Raw genomic sequence first — 18915 nt, 5'->3', positions numbered from 1 at the left:
GCTATCCAGGTCGGACGCCGAGATGAATGACGTCCGGAACGCCCCGGGCAACGGGGATCTCTTCGGTACGCACTTGTTGGAATCCGGCATTCCACAAGGTTCCTTCAAATTCCGGGGAGGGCTTGGCGGACCATACGGCAAGCACCCCGCCAGGCCTCAAAGCCCTTGTGCAGCCTGCCAGTCCGGCGGGTGAGTAGAGGTTGTCGTTGGCCTCCGTGACGGTCCAGTCGGGGCCGTTGTCGATGTCGAGGCACAGCGCGTCGAAAGTGGCGGATGTCTCATTGACGTAATCGATCAGATCCGCCTCGACGATGTGGACGCGCGGGTCGGCGAGCGCCTCGCGCGAGAGTGCCGACAGTGGCCCGTCGACGTGCCAGTCGATGACGGCACGCTCCCGCTCCACCACCGTGATCCGGCCCCAACGCGGGTTGCCCGTGGCATGTGCGAGTGAGAATCCGACGCCGAGTCCACCGATGAGCACCTCGGGGCCGGGGCGTCCGTCCAGCGCGCCGAGCGCGGCGTCGACCAGCAGCCGCTCCGAGCGGCCGTCCGACGTGTCCATCAGGAAGCAGCCGTTGGCGATGATCTGAAGCAGCGCACCATGACGGCGCAGCACGACCTCGCCGTAGCGGCCCTCGCGCCGGTCCAGGACTTCGGGGATGTCGTATGCGGTGGCCATGGGGCCATCCTGACACTGGCGTTCACCGCTTGTTGACGAAATGACGAACAGGCGGCGGGGAGGGGGCGGGCGGGGGTGCGGCGCCGACGGCGGCGTCCCTGGGCCGTACGGTGCTCAGCCGTCCGGCGGCCGGGCGGTGCGAGCCGTCGCGTTCCTAGGTCCGCCCCGTGAACTTCGCCGAGGTCAGCGGGGCCGTCACCCGCCACCCCAGGTGTTCGTACAGCGCCCGTCCGGCCGGGGTTCCGGCCAGTACCGCCGTCTCCGCGCCCTGTTCGGCCGCGCTGTGGTGCAGGGTGCGCATCACCTGGGCGCCGAGGCCCTTGCGGCGGTGGGATGGGGCCGTCTCCATCTGGTCGACGACCGCCGTCGCGCCGGTGGTGGCGAGTTGGCCGCGGGCGGCCAGGGAGCCGTCGGGGGCGGCGAGGAGCACGCGTGTGACGCCACCGCGGGTCCAGACGCGCAGTCGGAAGCCCTCGGGGACGCTGGGCGCGGCGGGGGTGGGGGTCGGGAGGCGGAGGGTCATCAGGTAGCCGGGTTCCGGGTCGGTCCACCAGCCGTCGCCGAGCCAGCCCGCGGTCCTGGTGGGGTCCTCGAAGACCTTCAGCCACACCCCGGTCCCGGTCACCGAGGCGGCCACCTTGCGGACGGTCTCCTCCTGGACGTCGTCGGTCGCGGCGAGGACATGGCGGGTGACGTGCTCGGTCTGGCCGACGTCGATGGTCCAGCCCCAGGGCTCGACCTGCGGCGGGGCCGCCCCGCGTGACACGACCCAGCCGTCCACCCAGGCGCGTACGACGTTCTCCATGATCCCTCCGTAAGGGGTGATCCTCAAGATTGGCTATTACTGCCCTGACCGTATGCGGAGCCACGCCCAGCCGCCCGTGTGATCGCCCACAGCGAACGCCGCCGAAGTCCGGGAACATTCAAGGACCGCGGGGCATTGAGTCGGCATAGCTCAACTTGACTGCCTAAGGGGAGATCATGGCTGCTGAGTCCACACCGCTCGCCCTGCCCGTGCTGCCGCTCGACGACGAGGTCGTGCTGCCCGGAATGGTGGTCCCGCTGGACCTGAGCGACTCCGAGGTGCGAGCCGCGGTGGAGGCCGCACAGGCCGCCGCCCGGACCGAACCCGGAAAGCCCAAGGTGCTGCTGGTGCCACGCGTCGACGGGACCTACGCGCGTACCGGCGTCCTCGGCACGGTCGAGCAGGTCGGCCGACTGGCCGACGGTGACCCGGGCGCCCTGATCCGCGGGCGCGGCCGGGTACGGATCGGTGCCGGGACCACCGGGCCCGGCGCGGCGCTGTGGGTCGAGGGCACCAGGATCGCCGAGGCCGTACCCGACCCGCTGCCCGGCCAGGTCACCGAACTGGTGAAGGAGTACAAGGCCCTCGCCGTCGCCTGGCTGAAGAAGCGCGGCGCCTGGCAGGTCGTCGACCGGGTGCAGGCCATCGACGACGTGTCCGCCCTCGCCGACAACTCCGGTTACTCGCCCTTCCTGACCACCGAGCAGAAGGTGGAGCTGCTGGAGACCTCCGACCCGGTCGCCCGCCTCCGCCTCGCCACCCAGCAACTGCGCGACCACCTCGCCGAGCAGGACGTCGCCGAGACCATCGCCAAGGACGTCCAGGAGGGCGTCGACAAGCAGCAGCGCGAGTTCCTGCTGCGCCGTCAGCTGGAAGCGGTCCGCAAGGAACTGCGCGAGCTGAACGGCGAGAGCGAGGGCGAGGAGTCCGACGACTACCGCGCCCGCGTCGAGGCCGCCGACCTGCCCGAGAAGGTCCGCGAGGCCGCGCTCAAGGAGGTCGACAAGCTGGAGCGCTCCTCCGACCAGTCCCCCGAGGGCGGCTGGATCCGTACCTGGCTGGACACGGTCCTGGAGATCCCGTGGAACGAGCGCACCCAGGACGAGTACGACATCCAGGGCGCCCAGCGCGTGCTCGACGCCGAGCACGCCGGTCTGGAGGACGTGAAGGAGCGGATCACCGAGTACCTTGCGGTACGCAAGCGGCGTGCCGAGCGGGGCCTGGGGATCGTCGGCGGGCGGCGCGGCGGTGCCGTGCTGGCGCTCGTCGGACCGCCCGGCGTCGGCAAGACCAGCCTCGGCGAGTCCGTGGCGCACGCCATGGGCCGCAAGTTCGTCCGCGTCGCCCTCGGCGGCGTCCGCGACGAGGCCGAGATCCGCGGCCACCGCCGTACGTACGTCGGCGCGCTGCCCGGCCGGATCGTGCGGGCCATCAAGGAGGCCGGGTCGATGAACCCGGTGGTGCTGCTCGACGAGATCGACAAGGTCGGCTCCGACTTCCGCGGCGACCCGGCGGCGGCGCTCCTCGAAGTCCTGGACCCGGCGCAGAACCACACTTTCCGCGACCACTACCTGGAGGTCGAACTCGACCTGTCCGACGTGGTCTTCCTCGCCACCGCCAACGTCCTGGAGGCCATCCCGGAGGCCCTGCTCGACCGTATGGAGCTGGTCCGCCTCGACGGCTACACCGAGGACGAGAAGGTCGTCATCGCCCGCGACCACCTGCTGCCCCGGCAACTGGAGCGCGCCGGGCTCGACGAGGACGAGGTGACCATCGACGAGAGCGCGCTGCGCAGGCTCGCGGGCGAGTACACGCGCGAGGCGGGCGTCCGCACCCTGGAGCGGTCCATCGCGCGGCTGCTGCGCAAGGTCGCGGCCCAGCACGAACTGGGCGACCGGAAGCTGCCGTTCACCGTCACCGCCGACGATCTGAGGGGTCTGATCGGGCGCCCGCACCACGTACCCGAGTCCGCCCAGGACCCGGCCGAGCGGCGCACCGCGGTGCCGGGTGTGGCGACCGGGCTGGCGGTGACCGGCGCGGGGGGTGACGTCCTCTTCGTGGAGGCGTCCCTTGCCGACCCGGAGACGGGCGCGGCGGGGCTGACCCTGACCGGTCAGCTGGGCGATGTGATGAAGGAGTCGGCGCAGATCGCGCTGAGCTTCCTGCGCTCGCACGGCGCCGAGCTGGAGCTGCCGGTGGCGGACCTGAAGGACCGGGGCGTGCACATCCACTTCCCGGCGGGGGCGGTGCCGAAGGACGGCCCGAGCGCGGGCGTCACGATGACGACGGCCCTGGCGTCGCTGCTGTCCGGGCGGCTGGTCCGCACGGACGTGGCGATGACCGGCGAGGTCTCGCTGACCGGCCGGGTGCTGCCGATCGGCGGGGTGAAGCAGAAGCTGCTCGCCGCCCACCGCGCGGGCGTGACGACCGTCGTCATCCCCAAGCGCAACGAGCCCGACCTGGACGACGTCCCGGCCGAGGTGCTGGACAAGCTCGACGTCCACGCCGTCACCGACGTCCGCCAGGTCCTGGAACTGGCGCTCACACCCGCCGTCAACGGCGCGGAGCGCAGGGTTCCGGCCGCGGCGTGACGGACGCGGCCGGAAGAGGTGAAGGCCCGGGTTCTCGTGAGGGAGGCCCGGGCCTTCGCCCTGTCCCCGGTCTCAGCCGAGGGCGAGGGCCTTCGCCCTGTTCCCGGTCTCAGCCGAGGGCGAGGGCCTTCGCCCTGTTCCCGGTCTCAGCCGAGGGCGAGGGCCTGCACACGGTCCAGGGCACCGTTGAACCGGTTGTGGTCACCGACGGTCGGGCCCGTCGACGTGTACTGCCACATCGTGTAGTACGTCCAGCCCGCCGGAAGCGTGCCGACGGTGGTGGCGTACCGGGCGATCCAGAGCGGGTTGTAGGACGCGAAGCCGCCGTAGTCGCCGGTGCACTGGGTCCACCAGCTGGTGGCCGTGTAGATCACGGCGTCACGGCCGGTGCGGGCCTTGTAGGTGTTCAGGAAGTCGCGGATCCAGGAGACCATCGCGCTCTGGGACTTGCCGTAGCAGGTGGCGCCGTACGGGTTCCACTCGATGTCGAGGGCGCCGGGCAGGGTCCTGCCGTCGCGGGACCAGCCGCCGCCGTGGTCGACGAAGTAGTTGGCCTGGGCGGCGCCGCTGGTGGTGTCGGGGGTGGCGAAGTGGTAGGCGCCGCGGATCATGCCGACGTTGTAGGAGCCGTTGTACTGCTGGGCGAAGTAGGGGTTGGTGTAGTAGGTCCCCTCGGTCGCCTTGACGTAGGCCCACTTGACGCCGCTGTTCCACAGGGTGGTCCAGGCGACGTTGCCCTGGCGGCTGCTGACGTCGACGCCCTCGGTCTGGGTGGCGTCGCCGGGGGTGGGGGTGCCGTGCTGGCCGTCGTGGGGGATCACGCCCATGCCCATGTGGGCGGAGCCCCGGGGCGGGACGTCGGCGGCGGACGCCGGGGCGGTGAGGGTGAGGGTGAGGGCGGCGAGCAGGATTCCGGCGAGGGTGAGGCGGCGGGATCGAGTGGTTCCGGGTCTGCGCACGGACATGGCGTGCCTCTCTGAGACGCGGTGGTGCTCGGTGGGGGGGGAGGGAGAGACGTGGGGTGAGTGGCGTGTGCATGCCATTCATGTCATCCCTGACGCTACGCACGTAGAAGACCCGGAAGGAAGGGTTCCGAAAGCTGCCGTTGGTCTAAGCCTGCGAAATACTGACCGAACTGCGGCGATGGCCGCTCATGAAGGAAACTTTCAGTAACGGGAAACCGGGCAGGGGTGCTGACGTGCACGAGGACGGAAACGGCGAGGGACACCGGGGCGTATCCGGTGCGTCGACGACTGGTGCAGACCAGGAGTTCCTGGCGCTGGAGCGCGAGCTGACGGTGTTCCTGCGCCGGGCCCGCGCCAACCAGGGCGAGATGGCCCGCGCCGTCCACCCGGACCTGGAGTCCGCCGCGTACGGACTGCTCGTACGGCTGGACGAATGCGGCCGTCAGCGGGCCACCGAACTCGCCGCCTACATCGGCGTCGGCAAGGCCACCATGTCCCGCCAACTGCGCGCCCTGGAGGAACTGGGCCTGGTGGCCAGGGAGCCCGACCCGGTGGACGGCCGCGCCTGGCTCGTCCACCTCACCGAGGAGGGCCGCACCCGCGTCCAGCGCGTCCGCGTGGCCCGCCGCGCCCGCTACGTCGAGAAGCTCTCCGACTGGGACCGGGCCGAGATCGCGGAGTTGGCGCGCCTGCTGAACCAGCTCAACCGCGGCATGGAGAAGTGACCGGAGCCCGCCCTTCCCTGGTCGCGGCCCTTCCCTGCCCGGAGCCCTTTCCCGGCCGGAGCCCTTTCCCGGCCGGGAAAGGGCTCCGGCGCCTCACAGCTCCACGTGTGCCACCGTCGCGTCGTCGTGCGTCTTGCTGCCCCCCAGATACACCCGCCGCTCCCGGTCGGCGCTCTCCAGCACCCGCACCCGCTCCACCAGCGCCCGCGCCCCCTCCTTCCGTACGAGGGCCAGGCACTGCGCCCAGTCGCCCTCGGCGAACTTCTCCACCCAGCGGCTCGCCCCGTCCGTCAGCGCGGTGAGGGAGCGGACGTACGCCCGGGGGAGGATCCCGGTCACCGCGTGGTCCGCGACCGAGGCGTCCGCGGCGGCGGTGTAGAAGCCGCCCTCCCTGTTGCGCAGGGTCGCGTCGATCAGCGCCGCCGAGGCGCGGGCGGAACGGGGGATGCGGGACAGCCGGTCGTCCAGGTACGGGGTGACCGTGCCGTCGGGGGACTCGACGAGGAGGGCGGAGTCGGCGAGGAGGAGGTACTCGACGGTGTCCGGTGACCAGCGGGCCAGGGCGACGGTTGCCTGCGGGGTGCGGGGGTGAGAAAGGTCACAGGTTTGCGCATGGGCCCCGGCGGTACGCGTGATCGCCCGGGAAAGGGCGTCCGGCAGGGGGACATCCGGGAGTGAAACGGTCAGTTCGGTCAGCGCGCCACCGAGGCGGGCGGTGTACCAGGGCACGGAGTGCACACAGCCCGTCGCGCCCGTCGGCGGTGTCACCCCGTCCAGCACCACGAGCGAACCGCCCTGTCCGCACGCGGGTAGTCCGACGGCGGCGAAGTCCTCGTTGGGACGGGCCGGGTCACCGGGCTCCGAGACAAGTTCCGTACGCATCCGGTCAGTCTGCACCAGCCCTTCACAACGTCCGCGAAAGGCTGGCAAGGGCCCGGGTTCCGACGCACCACCGCAGGTCAGCTGCCGGTTTTGGGAGGGAATGGCGCACTCCGGCAAGGCGTGGCGGCGAATACTGCCAAAGCCCGCCGCCGACGTCCAACCGGCCCGCCGCACAGGCCCCTCGGGCGCGCCGTGGAAACTTGCCCCTCAACTCCCCCACGGTATTCACTCCTTCGGGTGGCGGGTCAGGTGATGCGCGACCACCGCCCATCGGCACTGGGAGGGTTCGTCACCGGTGGGGGTCCCTCCGCCCGACCGCGGTCAGCAGCCGGGTATGGCACGCGCACCAGTTGACGGCGCCTCACCCGGACCCATGGGTAACGAGTCAGGAATGCGAGCACCGGTGCAGAAGACGCGGCCTCGGCGCACAGGCAAGCAGACGGCCTCCGAAGGGGGCGCGGAGCACACCCCCGCGGAGCAGCCCCCTGTCGGCAAGGGCCGTCCCACGCATGTACGCAACCGGCTGATCGTGGCCGTGACCGTGGTGGCCGCGGCCATCGCGGGGGCGGGCGCGCCCTCCGTGATCGCCGCCTCCGGCGAACTGGGCGACGCCCAGGAGCTGGTGACGCTGGCCGAGCAGACGCGCGACGCGCTGGTGCTGGCCCACTCCCTCGCCGACGAACGCGACGAGGTCACCTCGTACATCGCCGCCGGGCGCCCCAAGTCCAAGGCGCCCGCCGAGGAGCGCAGCGCCCGCGTGGACCGGCAGGTGGAGGAGCTGCGCACCGACACCGACACCCCCGCCGCGCTCCGCGCCGACCTGGAGAGCATCGCCGCCGTCCGCAGAGCGGCGCTCACCGGAAAGAGCACCGCTCTCCAGGCGCACGACGCCTACTCGGCGACGATCACCGAACTCCACCAGCTCGCCGAGGACCTGGCCGAGCAGACCCCGCCCCGCGCGGGCTCCGGCGACCACGCCCTGGCCGAACTCGACTCCGCCGTCCAGCAGGCCGCCGCCGTGCGCGGGCTGCTGCTGGCCGCGCTCAGCGTGCCGAGCACCACCCAGACGGTCGTCGACCCGATCACCGGCATCGCCTCCGAGACCACCGTCACCTCCGAGGCCGACGCCAAGCAGCGCGCCGCGCTCACCGCCGCCGCCCAGCAGGCCCGGCTCCGCTCGGACGCCGCCCTCGCCGACTTCCGCGAGAACGCGCCCAAGGCCGCCAAGACGTCGTACGACTCCACGGTCACCGGCCCCGAGGTCAACTCCGCCGAGAAGTACCTCGCCGCCCTCACCGACCAGCCCACCCTCACCGACGACGAACTCGGCACCAGTGCCGAGAAGCTCGACGCCGCGCTGACCGCCCGCATCGACTCCATGCGCGGCGCCGAGTCCGCCCTCTACGACCGGCGCGCCAAGGACCTCGCCCAGCTCCGCGACGACGACGTCACCGCGCTGGAAATCCGCGTCGCCGTGCTCGGCGCGCTGATGCTGCTCGCCGTCGGCATCGCCACCGCCATGGCCCGCACCCTCACCCGCCCGCTCGCCGTGCTGCGGATCGGCTCGGCGCGGCTCGCGGGCGCCGAGCACCCGGCGGCCGAGGAGCCGGTGAAGTTCAACGGCCGCAACGACGAGTTCGCCCAGGTCGTCCGCTCGGTCAACGCCCTGCACGCGCACGCCGCCGCCCTCCACGAGCGCATCACCACCCTGGAGTCCGACCGCAAGCACCTCGTCGGCCAGCGGCAGAAGATGGCCGACGCCCGCGAGGACCTGCGCACCGAACTCGCCGACTCCGCCGCCCAGCTGGAGCGGCTGCGCGGCAGCATCGGCTCCACCTTCGTCAACCTGGCGCTGCGCACCCTCGGCCTGGTGGAGCGCCAGCTCGCCGTCATCGAGGGCCTGGAGGAGCGCGAGCAGGACCCGGACCGCCTCGCCACCCTCTTCAAGCTGGACCACTTCGCCACCGTCATGCGGCGGCACAGCGAGAACCTGCTCGTCCTCTCCGGCACCGAGCACGTCCAGCAGAGCGCCGGGCCGGTCCCGCTGGTCGACGTCGTGCGCGCCGCCGTCAGCGAGATCGAGCGCTACGAGCGGGTTCGGATCGCCGCGCTGCCGCCGCACGCGCACATCGCCGGGTACGCCGCGGACGACCTGTCCCACCTGCTCGCCGAACTCATGGAGAACGCCACCTCGTTCTCCCCGCCGGACCTGCCCGTCGAGGTCTCCGGCTGGCTGCTGGAGAGCGGCGAGGTCATGATCTCGGTGCAGGACGAGGGCATCGGCATGACCGACGAGCGGATGAGCCGCCTCAACGCCCGCCTCACCGACTTCGACCCGGACACGCCCTACGACCAGGAGGGCGAGGACGGCCTCGGGCTCGGCCTGTACGTCGTCGCCCGGCTCGCCCACCGGCACGGGGTGCGGGTGCAGTTGCGGGAGCAGAAGCAGGGCGGCGTCGCGGCCGTCGTGGTCCTGCCGGACGCCCTGCTGACCACGGCGTCGCCCGCCGCGACCCCGGCCGCCACCTCCCCGGCCGCCACCGGCACCTTCACCCTCCCGGGCGCCGACGCCGAGGCCAACTCCAACGTCCTGCACGGGCGCGCGAGCGGAGGCGGCGATCCGCTGGTGGCGCTGGCGGAGAAGGCCGTACGGGAGCAGGACGAGACGGACGGTACGCAGGAGGCCGACGGTACGGAGGAGGCGGCGGCGACCCCCGAGGAGCCCTCGGCGGCAGCCGAACCGCCCACGGTGCCCGGCGCGCCCGAGACGTTCGCCGAGACCACCATGGAACTCCTCCTTCCGGAGCCGCCCGCCGAACCCGCCGAACCCGCCGAAGCCCAGCAGCCGCAGGAACCCGCCGAACCCGCCGAAGCCCAGCAGCCGCAGGACCCCGAAGAACCCACCGAAGCCCAGCAGCCGCAAGAACCCGAAGACCCCACCGAAGCCCAGCAGCCGGAAGGCCCCGCACATCCCGCGGCCCCGGCACCCGAAGCCCAGCCCAGCCCGTACGCCATCGGCCCCGACACCCACGACCGCACCCCCGACGAGGGGGACGACCCGGTCACCGACAAGGGGCTGCCCAAGCGAACCCCGAAGATCGCACCGCCCGTCTCGGCACCACGGCCGAGGTCGGGTTCCGTCGACGCCGACGCGCTCCGGCGCCGTCTGGGCGGCTTCCGTCGGGGGGCGGAAGCCGGACGGCGTGATGTGGAGGCGGAGATCAACGAACATGCTGAAAACGCCACGGGGGGCACAGTCGAGGAGGCAAGCAGTTGACCGCGCCCAGTACCTTCGGACTGAGCAGTGAAGCCCGCAATCTGCACTGGCTGCTGACCAACCTGGTCGAGGAGGTGCCCGGCATCCTCTCGGTCGCGGTCGTCTCCTCCGACGGTCTGCTGCTGCTCTCCTCCGACCCGGGACGGAACGAAGCGGCCCGCCAGTCCACGGAGGACCGCCCCACCGGCCCGCGCGGCTCCGCCGCCGACCTGGCCACCATCGTCTCCGGCATCGGCAGCCTCACCATCGGTGCCGCGAAGCTGATGGAGTTCGGCGGAGTCAAGCACTCCATGGTCGCGATGGACGAGGGCAGCCTGTTCGTGATGTCGATCAGCGACGGCTCGCTGCTCGGTGTGCACGGCGCCGCGGACTGCGACATGAGCGTGGTGGCGTACCACATGGCGCTTTTCGTCGGCCGCGCCGGACATGTGCTCACCCCCGAACTCCGCAGCGAGCTGCGCAAATCGCTGGAGTCCGCGGAATCGACCGGGAGCGGCCGATGAGTACGGCGCCCAGGAACCGCAGGGCCCAGCTGCCCGTCCGCGGCGGTGACCGCAAGCCCGCGCGGGTGCGTCCCTACTCGCTCACCGGCGGCCGGACCCGCTTCGGCCATGTGCTGCTCGTGGAGACCATCGTGGGCGCCACCGAGGCCGTCGCCGCGCTGGACGCCGGGCCGGAGCGCAAGGAACTGGCGAATGGTTCCCTCAGCACCCGGGTGATGCCGGAGATGCGGGCCATCGTCGAACTGTGCCGCCGTATGCGCACGGTGGCCGAGATCGCCGCGCTGCTGAAGATGCCGCTCGGTGTGGTCCGCGTGCTGCTGAGCGACCTCGCGGACCAGGGAAAGATCCGTGTGTACGGCACCGGAACCGGCCATGGCACGGGCCGGCCGGACCGCGCTCTGCTGGAAAGGGTGCTGAGTGGACTCCGCCGTCTCTGACGCCGTCGGCGTCGCCCCGGCCGTCGAGCCGGACGAGGAACTGCGGCCGTGGCAGACGGACCGCACCCGCGCCCCCGTCGCCACGAAGATCGTGATCGCGGGTGGCTTCGGCGTGGGCAAGACCACCCTGGTCACCGCCGTCTCCGAGATCACGCCCCTGCAGACGGAGGCGCTGATGACGGAGGCCAGCGAGGAGACCGACGACCTCACCGCGACCCCCGGCAAGCTGTCCACCACCGTGGCCATGGACTTCGGCCGCATCACGCTCGACGACGACCTGGTGCTCTACCTGTTCGGCACGCCGGGCCAGCAGCGGTTCTGGTTCATGTGGGACGACCTGGTGCGCGGCGCGATCGGCGCGGTCGTACTGGCCGACACCCGGCGCCTGAAGGACAGCTGGCCCGCGCTGGACTACTTCGAGAGCTGCGGGCTGCCGTACGTGGTCGCGGTCAACCACTTCGACGGCAGTGAACTGTTCGAGCCGGAGGACGTGCGGGAGGCGCTGTCGGTGCCGTCCCACATACCTGTCATGATCATGGACGCGCGACGCAGGATCTCCGTGATCGAGACCCTCCTGGCCCTGGTGGGCCACGCGCTGGACGAAACCCCCGAGTAGGAGACGGACTTCGTATGCGGAAGATACTCGTCGTCGGAGCCGGGCAGTCCGGGCTCCAGCTCGCCCTCGGCCTCCAGTCGCACGGCTACGAGGTCACCCTGATGTCCAACCGGACCGCGGACGAGATCCACTCCGGGCGGGTCATGTCGACGCAGTGCATGTTCCACACGGCACTCCAGCACGAGCGCGACCTGGACCTGAACTTCTGGGAGTCCCAGGCCCCGAAGATCGAGGGACTCGGCGTCTCGGTCGCCGCGCCCGGCTCGTTCGACCCGGGCCCCTCGCAGCGCGCGATCGACTGGGTGGGCAGGCTCGACGGGTTCGCGCAGTCCGTGGACCAGCGGGTGAAGATGGCGGGCTGGATGGAGACGTTCGCCCAGCGCGGCGGCCAACTGGTCATCCACGGCGCGGCGGTCGGCGACCTCGACTACTTCTCCCGTACGTACGACCTGGTGCTGGTCTCGGCGGGCAAGGGCGAACTCGTGCAGATGTTCGCCCGGGACCCCGAGCGGTCCCCCTACAGCGAGCCGCAGCGCGCCCTCGCCGTCGCCTACGTCCACGGCCTGGGCCCGCGCCCGGAGCACCCCGACATGGAGGCGGTCCGCTGCAACCTGGTGCCCGGCGTCGGCGAGATGTTCATCATGCCGACCTTCACCACCTCCGGCCGCGCCGACATCCTCTTCTGGGAGGGCGTCCCCGGCGGCCCGCTCGACGCCTTCCGGGACGTCAAGGACCCCTCCGAGCACCTCGCGCTCACCCTTGAGCTGATGGAGAAGTACCTGCCCTGGGAGTACGCGCGGGCCACCAAGGTCGAGCTGACCGACGCGGGCGGCACGCTGGCCGGGCGCTACGCGCCCACCGTCCGCAACCCCGTCGGGCGGCTGCCCGGGGGCGGCCTGGTGCTGGGCGTCGCGGACGTCGTCGTCGCCAACGACCCGATCACCGGCCAGGGCTCGAACTCCGCGTCCAAGTGCGCGGCCAGCTACCTCGCGTCCATCCTCGAGCACGGCGACAAGCCGTTCGACGAGGCGTGGATGCGGGCCACGTTCGACCGGTACTGGGACACCGCCCAGCACGTCACCAAGTGGACCAACGCGATGCTGGCCCCGCCGCCGGAGCACATCCTGAACCTCATCGGCGCGGCGGGCCAACTGCCCCCCGTCGCCGACCGGTTCGCCAACGGGTTCAACGACCCGGCCGACTTCGAGGACTTCTTCTACGAGCCCGAGAAGACGCAGGCGTACCTGGCCTCGGTGACCGGGGTCTAGTCCCCGTCCGGGCGCACGGCTCCGAGGATGGGGTGCGAGGCGATGGGGGAGACCTTGACCCTCTCGCCCGTTCTCGGGGCCTGGATGACCCGGCCGTCGCCCTCGTAGATCGCCACGTGGGTGGCCTCGGGGTAGTAGATCACCAGGTCGCCGGGGCGCAGCCCGGACAGCGGGACCCTGGGGAGCCGTGCCCACTGCTCCTGGCTGGTGCGGGGGATCGGGGTCCCGGCGTGCGACCAGGCCCGGGACGTCAGGCCCGAGCAGTCGTACGTCCGGGGGCCCTCCGCGCCCCACTCGTACGGCTTCCCGAGCTGCCGCGCGGCGTAGCGCAGCGCCCGGTCGCCCCGGTCGGACGGCTTGTCGTCGGTGCCGAGGGCGCCGGAGGCCACCAGACGGCGCTGCGCCTGGTCGACGCCGTTCTTCTCGAACTCGGCGAGCGCGGCCAGCTGTTCCGGGGTGAGGGAGGCGAGCAGCTCCTCCACGTCGGCGAGGCGGTCGCGGACGTCGTCGCGCTGGCGCTTCTGCTGCCGGGCCAGGGAGAGCTGGCGGTCCAGGGCCGTGCGGGCCTTGCGGGCGAGTTCGTCGGCCTTGTGCTCGCTGCCGGTGAGCCGGTCCACCGTCTCGGCGCGCTCCCGCGCCAACTGGCCGATGACATGGCCCTGGTCGAGGGCGTGCTGCGGATCGCGGGCGAGCAGGAGCCGTACGTACGGGGAGATGGTGCTGGTGGCCTGGTACTGCTGCCGGGCCAGGCGGCCCGCCGCGCCCCGGCTGTCCTGGAGGGCGAGGCGGGCGCGGGCCAGGGCGGCCTCCAGACGGGTGGCCTCGGCGCGCTGGGCGCGCAGCTTCTCGTCGGTGGCGTTGTAGGTCTCGGTGGCCCGCTCGGCCTCCCGGTACAGCCGCTGAAGGTCCGTCAGCAGGTCGGAGAGGGTGCGGTGGACGGGTTCGCGCGGTTCGGGCACGGCCGCCGCGGGGACGGCCGTGAGGGCGGCCTGCGCCGCCATGGCCGCCGTACACACCAGCCGTACGAGCCTGCCTGACATGCCATCACCTCCGGGGTGCGGGGCGGCGTTTCCGCTCCGCATCGCGAGGATCAGGCCGCCGCGCGCGGCGCGCGCGCCGAGCGTGCGCGGGATGGCGTAACGGGGTCACCCGTCGGCGTGCCGGGACGTCGTCCACGGCCATCTCAGCTTGCCGCCGCCCTGGGCGCCGGTGGGGTCGTAGGCGTACTTCCAGCGGCGGCCGGTGCCGCGGGGGACCCGGCGGTAGACCAGGACCGTGGGCTGGCCGCCGTCGGGGGCGGGCACCGGGATGCGGTACGTCTTGGGCGGGTGGCCGGTGATGCCGAGCAGGACGGGCAGGACGCGGCCGTCCATGGGGCCGCCCTCGAACGGGGTGTCTTCGCTTTTCACGGGACCAGTGTCCGTCCTAATCTCCGGACGTCGTGCCCAGGGCCGCCACCACCGCCGCCGTCTGGGCGTCGCGGGACGCCGTCACCGTGAGCACCGCCACGAACTGGTCGACCAGCCAGTCCCGCAGGTCGTCCGCCGGTGGCTGCTTGTCCTCGTCCAGCCAGATGAGGGAGGCCGCCTCCACGGCGGTGATCCACATGCGGACCGTCATCCGGAGCCGGGGCCCGGGGTCGGTGACGCCGAGGTGGCGCATGATGTGGTCGGCGGCGGCGCGGCGCACGCCGTCGACGATGGCCGTGGTCCGGGAGGTCTCGACGACGCTGCCGCCCTGCAGCAGGGCGGTGAACCCGGCGTCGTGGCCGTCGACGAAGGTGAGGTAGCGGTCGAGGGCGCGGTGCAGCCGGGGCAGCAGCGGGCCCTCGCGGGGCTCGTCGAAGCAGTGCCGGAGTTCCTCGGCGGCGGAGCGCAGGGCGGCCTCGTAGAGCTGTTGCTTGCCGCCGGGGAAGTACCGGTACACCAGCGGGCGCGACACCCCGGCCGCCTCCGCCACGTCGTCCAGCGAGACCTCCTCGGGCGCGCGGTGGGCGAAGAGGGAGAGCGCGGCGTCGAGGAGTTGGCTGCGGCGCTCCTCGACGCTGAGGCGGCGGTAGGCGGGGGTGGCGGCCTGCGGGCTCATGACCAGCAGCGTAACCGCCCGCGGGGGCGGGCGGTCGGCGTCGGCCCGGCGTCTCACGTTTCCGGCCAGTCGTCCGGAGCGCCGGTCAGGCCAGCAGACCGGAGGACCGCCACAGCCGTCGTCCCACGCCGCGCAGCACCCCGATGTCGTCGAGGAAGTCCGTCAGCCGCTTGGCGCCGGTCTGCATGATCTCCCGGCGGTGTCCGCTGGCCTTGACCTGGGCCATGGCCTCGCGCTTGTCGAGTCCCACGTTGGTGTACACCTCGGGGTTGACGAAGGCGATGGAGAAGACGCGGGCGAACTCGCCGGAGGTGACCCGGGTGAACTCCTGCGACCACTTCGGGGCGGTGACCATCTGGCGCCGCAGCTCCTCCCGGGCGTACCGGACGTGGCGGGCCTCCTCGACGACGTGGATGCGGGTGACGCCCCGGACCAGGGGCTGCACGCGCTCGTCGGGGAAGGTCAGCCGCTGCATCCAGTCGAGCACCTCCTCGCCGAGCAGGGTGGCGGTGAAGGAGCCCGGGGTGGTGGAGATGGTCTTGAAGAGGCGGCCGAGGTGCTGGTGGGTTCTGGTGACCGGGTACCAGGGGGTCTCACCGCGGGTTATCAGCCGGGCGAACATCTTGGAGTGGCGGCACTCGTCCTCGATCTCGGTGAGCGCGTAGCGGACGTGGGCGCTCGTGGCCGCCTTGTCGTAGACGTGCCGGACGAGCAGTTGCATCAGGATCAGCTCGAACCAGATGCCGAGCGAGGCGAGCGCGGCGGCCTCGTGCCGGGAGAGCAGGATGCGCTGCTCCTCGCTCATCCGCTGCCACATCGGCGTGTCGTACAGGGAGACCAGCTCCGGGGGCCAGAACCACTTGCCCTCCTCGAAGGGCGCGTCCCAGTCGAGTTCCTTGTCCGGGTCGAAGCTGTGCTTGGCGGAAGACACGAGCAGCCGCTCGGCCACCTGCTCCCGGTCCTTCAGCAGGCCGAGCGCGTCGCGCAGCCCTTCCAGCGCGTCGGCTTCCGTCAGGGTCGTCATGGCTGTCCACCTCGTCGTACGGGAGGGAGGGCAAGGGGGTACGCGGAACACAGGGGCACCGCGCATGGGTTACTCACGGGTCACTGCACTTATGAGACTGCTTGTCAGCAAGCCCGTCAATCCCTTGCGCGGCATCTTGTTGACTCGGCGTCTACGTGTGACCCTGCGAACCATGCCGACCTCTGACGTGTACGCCATGGACCACGGAGAGCCGACCTGGCAGGTGCCCGCGACCGGCGCGGCCCGCTTCAGCTGGGAGTACGACGACGGCCGCGAACGCCTTCTCGCCCTCTACCAGAAGGGCAAGGACAAGCAGTGGGACGGCGCCCGGCGCATCGACTGGGATCTGGAAGTGGATCCCTACGACCCCCTGGGCACCCCCGACGAGGCACTGTCCCTGTACGGCACCCCGTACTGGGCGAAACTCAGCGAACGCGACAAGTCCGAGCTGCGCCGCCACTTCGCCTCCTGGCAGTTCAGCCAGTTTCTGCACGGCGAGCAGGGCGCGATGGTCTGCGCCGCCCGGATCGTGGAGTCCGTCCCCGACCTGGACGCCAAGTTCTACTCGGCCACCCAGACGATGGACGAGGCCCGGCACGCCGAGATCTACGGACGCTTCCTGCACGAGAAGGTCGGGATGCTCTACCCGATCAACGACGACCTCCAGTCGCTCCTCGGCGACACCCTCCGCGACCGCCGCTGGGACATGCCCTACCTCGGCATGCAGGTGCTGATAGAGGGCCTGGCCCTGGCCGCCTTCGGCCTCATCCGCGACACCACCGACAAGCCGCTGCCCAAGCAGATCCTCGCCTACGTCATGCAGGACGAGGCCCGCCACGTGGCCTTCGGCCGGATGGCCCTGCGCGACTACTACCAGCAGCTCACCGACGCCGAGCGGCGCGAGCGCGAGGAGTTCGTCATCGAGGGCTGCTACCTCATGCGGGACCGCCTGCGCGGCGTCGAGGTCCTGGAGAACTTCGGCATCCCGACCGCCGAGGCGGAGCAGTACAGCGAGCAGTCCGAGTTCCTCGCCCTCTTCCGCAAGCTCCTCTTCTCCCGCATCGTCCCCTGCGTGAAGGACATCGGCCTGTGGGGCAAGCGCCTCCAGCAGGCCTACGTCGACATGGGCGTCCTGGAGCTGGGCGACTCCAACCTCGACCAGCTCATGCACGAGGACGAGGAGATCGCCGAACGCCTGGACGCGGAGCGGTTCGCGGCGGAGGAGCGGGCGCGGGTGGCGGAGGTGACGGAGGCGATCGAGGCCGGTCAACGGTCCGACGGCTGATCACTCGTGCCACGGGCGAGTCACCAGATCCGCCTGGGCAGGCTGGCTGTGCCAGGCGGACTCCGGCACAGGGGAGCCCTCGGAGGACTCGGAGGATCGAGACCGGGAGATCAAGCCGGGGAAGTACGCGCGTGCCGGAATCCCCTCCTGCTGGCGCGTCGAGGAGAACGACGGCCTGCCCGTGGTCCACGTCTTCGAGCTGGACTCCGCGACCCAGAGCTACGGCCTGACAGGCATCTTCCACGACCGCCTCAAGGTGGCCGCACCCTTCCCCATCGACATCGACATCGACCTCACCGCCGTCACCCGCCGCCGCCCCTGAGCACCACCTCCATCACCGACCGCGCGATCGGCGCCGCCACCCCGCCCCCGCTGATCTCCCCCCGCCGCGCCGACGCGTCCTCCACCACCACCGCGACCGCGACCTTCGGTTCCAGGGCGCCCTCGGGCTGCGCCCAGGAGATGAACCAGGCGTAGGGGGTGCCGGTGTTGCCGATGCCGTGCTGGGCCGTGCCGGTCTTGCCGCCGACGGTGGCGTGGGGGAGGGCGGCGTTGCGGCCGGTGCCCTTGGCGACGACGTCGCGCATGAGGGTGCGCAGGCGGGTGGCGGTGGCGGGCTTCATGACCTGGCGGGTCGGGCGGGGGGCCGCCGTACGGATCGTGGTGCCGTTGGCCGTGACGGTCCGTTCGACCAGGTAGGGCGCGCGGACCTGCCCGCCGCCCGCCACCGCCGCCGCGACCGTCGCCATCTGGAGCGGGGTCGCGCGGGTGTTGTACTGGCCGATGGCGGACAGGGCCAGCTGTGCCTGGTCCACCGTGGTGTCGAAGGTGGAGGGGGCGACCGGGAAGGGGACGCGCAGCCGGGTGTCGTTGAAGCCGAACGCCCGTGCCGTGGCCGCCAGGTCGCCCGCCCCCACGTCCACGCCCAGCTTGGCGAACACCGTGTTGCAGGACCAGGTGAACGCCCTGCGCAGGGAGGCGTTCACACAGCCGTCCGACTCGTTGGTGAGGGAGGTCGTCGTGCCGGGCAGGGTGTACGGGGCCGGGGAGCGGGTGGGCGCGTCGAGGTCCTTGATGACGCCCGCGTCGAGGGCCGCCGCCGCGGTGACGACCTTGAAGGTCGAGCCCGGCGGGTAGGTCTGGTGCGCCGCCCGGTTGAGCATCGGCTTGTCGGGGTCCTCGTTCAGCTGCGCCCAGGACCGCGTCACGGACGCGTCGTTGCCGGACAGCACGCCGGGGTCGTACGACGGGGTGGACACCATCGCCAGGATGCGCCCCGTCGCCGGTTCCACCGCCGCCACCGCGCCGGTGCGGGCGCCCAGGCCCCGGTACGCCGCCCGCTGTGCCGCCGCGTCGAGCGTCGTCACCACATGGCCGCCGTCGCTGCGGGCACGGGCCAGGTCGTTCCACAGGGGGAACGCCGAGAGCATCGGGTCCGCGCCGGACAGCACCGGGTCCTCGGCGCGTTCCAGGAGCGTCTGGCCGTACCGCTGCGAGGCGAACCCGGTGACGGGGGCGTACAACGGCCCGTCCGCGTACGTGCGTTCGTAGCGCAGTTGCTCACCCGTGTCGAGGGAGCCGGTGACCGGGCTGCCGCCGACCAGGATGTCCCCGCGCGGCTGGCCGTAACGGGCGATCGTGGGACGGCGGTCGGCCGGGTTGCCGTCGTGCCCGGCGGGCGGGACGACCTGGATGCGGGCGGCGTTCACCAGGAGTGCCGTCAGCAGCAGCGCGCAGAAGACGGTGGCGTGCCGGATGCAGCGGGTCATGGCC

The 18915-nt window shown here is 71.8% G+C and carries 17 protein-coding genes and 1 pseudogene; 9 read left to right on the top strand and 9 right to left on the bottom strand.

Features of this window, described 5'->3' with window-relative positions:
- Position 1: 1 nt before the first annotated feature.
- Both ACFVQG_RS19270 and ACFVQG_RS19265 read right to left on the bottom strand, forming a co-directional pair.
- Positions 2-679 (bottom strand): spermidine synthase, encoded by a 678-nt coding sequence (locus ACFVQG_RS19270; RefSeq protein ID WP_383384235.1) that lies wholly within the window; start codon positions 677-679, stop codon positions 2-4.
- Between the two features lie 154 nt (positions 680-833).
- The gene (locus ACFVQG_RS19265) at positions 834-1484 is read right to left on the bottom strand and encodes a GNAT family N-acetyltransferase (RefSeq protein ID WP_383384232.1); all 651 of its coding nucleotides are present in this window, start codon (positions 1482-1484) and stop codon (positions 834-836) included.
- 176 nt (positions 1485-1660) lie between these two features.
- On the opposite strand from ACFVQG_RS19265, the gene lon reads away from it, so the two are divergent.
- The gene (gene lon, locus ACFVQG_RS19260; RefSeq protein WP_383384229.1) at positions 1661-4075 is read left to right on the top strand and encodes an endopeptidase La; all 2415 of its coding nucleotides are present in this window, start codon (positions 1661-1663) and stop codon (positions 4073-4075) included.
- A gap of 146 nt (positions 4076-4221) precedes the next feature.
- Here lon and ACFVQG_RS19255 read toward each other — a convergent pair whose 3' ends face one another.
- The gene (locus ACFVQG_RS19255; protein WP_383384226.1) at positions 4222-5040 is read right to left on the bottom strand and encodes a lysozyme; all 819 of its coding nucleotides are present in this window, start codon (positions 5038-5040) and stop codon (positions 4222-4224) included.
- Positions 5041-5273: 233 nt separating this feature from the next.
- Here ACFVQG_RS19255 and ACFVQG_RS19250 point away from each other — a divergent pair, with 233 nt between their 5' ends.
- Positions 5274-5765, top strand: a complete 492-nt coding sequence (locus tag ACFVQG_RS19250; protein WP_383384223.1) for a MarR family winged helix-turn-helix transcriptional regulator — start codon at positions 5274-5276, stop codon at positions 5763-5765.
- Between the two features lie 93 nt (positions 5766-5858).
- On the opposite strand, the gene ACFVQG_RS19245 is transcribed toward ACFVQG_RS19250, so the two are convergent.
- Positions 5859-6647, bottom strand: a complete 789-nt coding sequence (locus tag ACFVQG_RS19245; protein WP_383384216.1) for a hypothetical protein — start codon at positions 6645-6647, stop codon at positions 5859-5861.
- 391 nt (positions 6648-7038) lie between these two features.
- On the opposite strand from ACFVQG_RS19245, the gene ACFVQG_RS19240 reads away from it, so the two are divergent.
- The 5 genes from ACFVQG_RS19240 to ACFVQG_RS19220 are packed head-to-tail and all read left to right on the top strand — an operon-like array spanning position 7039 to position 12748.
- Entirely contained in the window at positions 7039-9924 is a 2886-nt protein-coding gene (locus ACFVQG_RS19240; protein ID WP_383384211.1) for a nitrate- and nitrite sensing domain-containing protein, read from the top strand.
- Positions 9921-10427, top strand: coding sequence for a roadblock/LC7 domain-containing protein (locus tag ACFVQG_RS19235; RefSeq protein WP_383384207.1), 507 nt, complete (start codon positions 9921-9923; stop codon positions 10425-10427). Before ACFVQG_RS19240 ends, ACFVQG_RS19235 begins: the two co-directional genes overlap by 4 nt.
- The gene (locus ACFVQG_RS19230; protein ID WP_383384201.1) at positions 10424-10864 is read left to right on the top strand and encodes a DUF742 domain-containing protein; all 441 of its coding nucleotides are present in this window, start codon (positions 10424-10426) and stop codon (positions 10862-10864) included. Before ACFVQG_RS19235 ends, ACFVQG_RS19230 begins: the two co-directional genes overlap by 4 nt.
- Positions 10845-11480, top strand: coding sequence for an ATP/GTP-binding protein (locus ACFVQG_RS19225; RefSeq protein ID WP_383384199.1), 636 nt, complete (start codon positions 10845-10847; stop codon positions 11478-11480). The genes ACFVQG_RS19230 and ACFVQG_RS19225 overlap by 20 nt, the downstream gene beginning before the upstream one ends.
- 14 nt (positions 11481-11494) lie before the next feature.
- Complete coding sequence (locus ACFVQG_RS19220) at positions 11495-12748, top strand: styrene monooxygenase/indole monooxygenase family protein (protein ID WP_383384196.1); 1254 nt, start codon at positions 11495-11497, stop codon at positions 12746-12748.
- On the opposite strand, the gene ACFVQG_RS19215 is transcribed toward ACFVQG_RS19220, so the two are convergent.
- The 4 genes from ACFVQG_RS19215 to ACFVQG_RS19200 all read right to left on the bottom strand — a co-directional run bounded on the left by ACFVQG_RS19215 (position 12745) and on the right by ACFVQG_RS19200 (position 15857).
- The gene (locus ACFVQG_RS19215) at positions 12745-13788 is read right to left on the bottom strand and encodes an NlpC/P60 family protein (RefSeq protein ID WP_383384193.1); all 1044 of its coding nucleotides are present in this window, start codon (positions 13786-13788) and stop codon (positions 12745-12747) included. The two genes, ACFVQG_RS19220 and ACFVQG_RS19215, sit on opposite strands and share 4 nt — an antisense overlap.
- A 105-nt stretch (positions 13789-13893) precedes the next feature.
- Positions 13894-14157 (bottom strand): hypothetical protein, encoded by a 264-nt coding sequence (locus ACFVQG_RS19210; protein ID WP_383384188.1) that lies wholly within the window; start codon positions 14155-14157, stop codon positions 13894-13896.
- 16 nt (positions 14158-14173) lie between these two features.
- Positions 14174-14833, bottom strand: a complete 660-nt coding sequence (locus ACFVQG_RS19205) for a TetR/AcrR family transcriptional regulator (protein ID WP_383384185.1) — start codon at positions 14831-14833, stop codon at positions 14174-14176.
- A gap of 85 nt (positions 14834-14918) precedes the next feature.
- Positions 14919-15857 (bottom strand): diiron oxygenase, encoded by a 939-nt coding sequence (locus tag ACFVQG_RS19200; RefSeq protein WP_383384181.1) that lies wholly within the window; start codon positions 15855-15857, stop codon positions 14919-14921.
- A gap of 172 nt (positions 15858-16029) precedes the next feature.
- Here ACFVQG_RS19200 and ACFVQG_RS19195 point away from each other — a divergent pair, with 172 nt between their 5' ends.
- Together ACFVQG_RS19195 and ACFVQG_RS19190 are read left to right on the top strand one after the other, a co-directional pair.
- Positions 16030-17142 (top strand): ferritin-like domain-containing protein, encoded by a 1113-nt coding sequence (locus tag ACFVQG_RS19195; RefSeq protein WP_383384178.1) that lies wholly within the window; start codon positions 16030-16032, stop codon positions 17140-17142.
- A 79-nt stretch (positions 17143-17221) separates the two neighbouring features.
- A pseudogene (locus tag ACFVQG_RS19190) lies at positions 17222-17464 on the top strand (Uma2 family endonuclease); the annotation flags it as partial.
- Here the strand turns inward: ACFVQG_RS19190 and ACFVQG_RS19185 are convergent.
- The gene (locus ACFVQG_RS19185; RefSeq protein ID WP_383385539.1) at positions 17445-18911 is read right to left on the bottom strand and encodes a penicillin-binding transpeptidase domain-containing protein; all 1467 of its coding nucleotides are present in this window, start codon (positions 18909-18911) and stop codon (positions 17445-17447) included. The pseudogene ACFVQG_RS19190 and the gene ACFVQG_RS19185 overlap by 20 nt on opposite strands.
- Positions 18912-18915 lie beyond the last annotated feature (4 nt).

The sequence above is a fragment of the Streptomyces sp. NPDC057877 genome, assembly GCF_042796855.1.
In the GTDB taxonomy this organism is placed as follows: Bacteria; Actinomycetota; Actinomycetes; order Streptomycetales; family Streptomycetaceae; genus Streptomyces.
The sequence above is the reverse complement of the archived record's forward strand: the minus strand, read 5'-3'. Positions and strand labels throughout refer to the sequence as shown.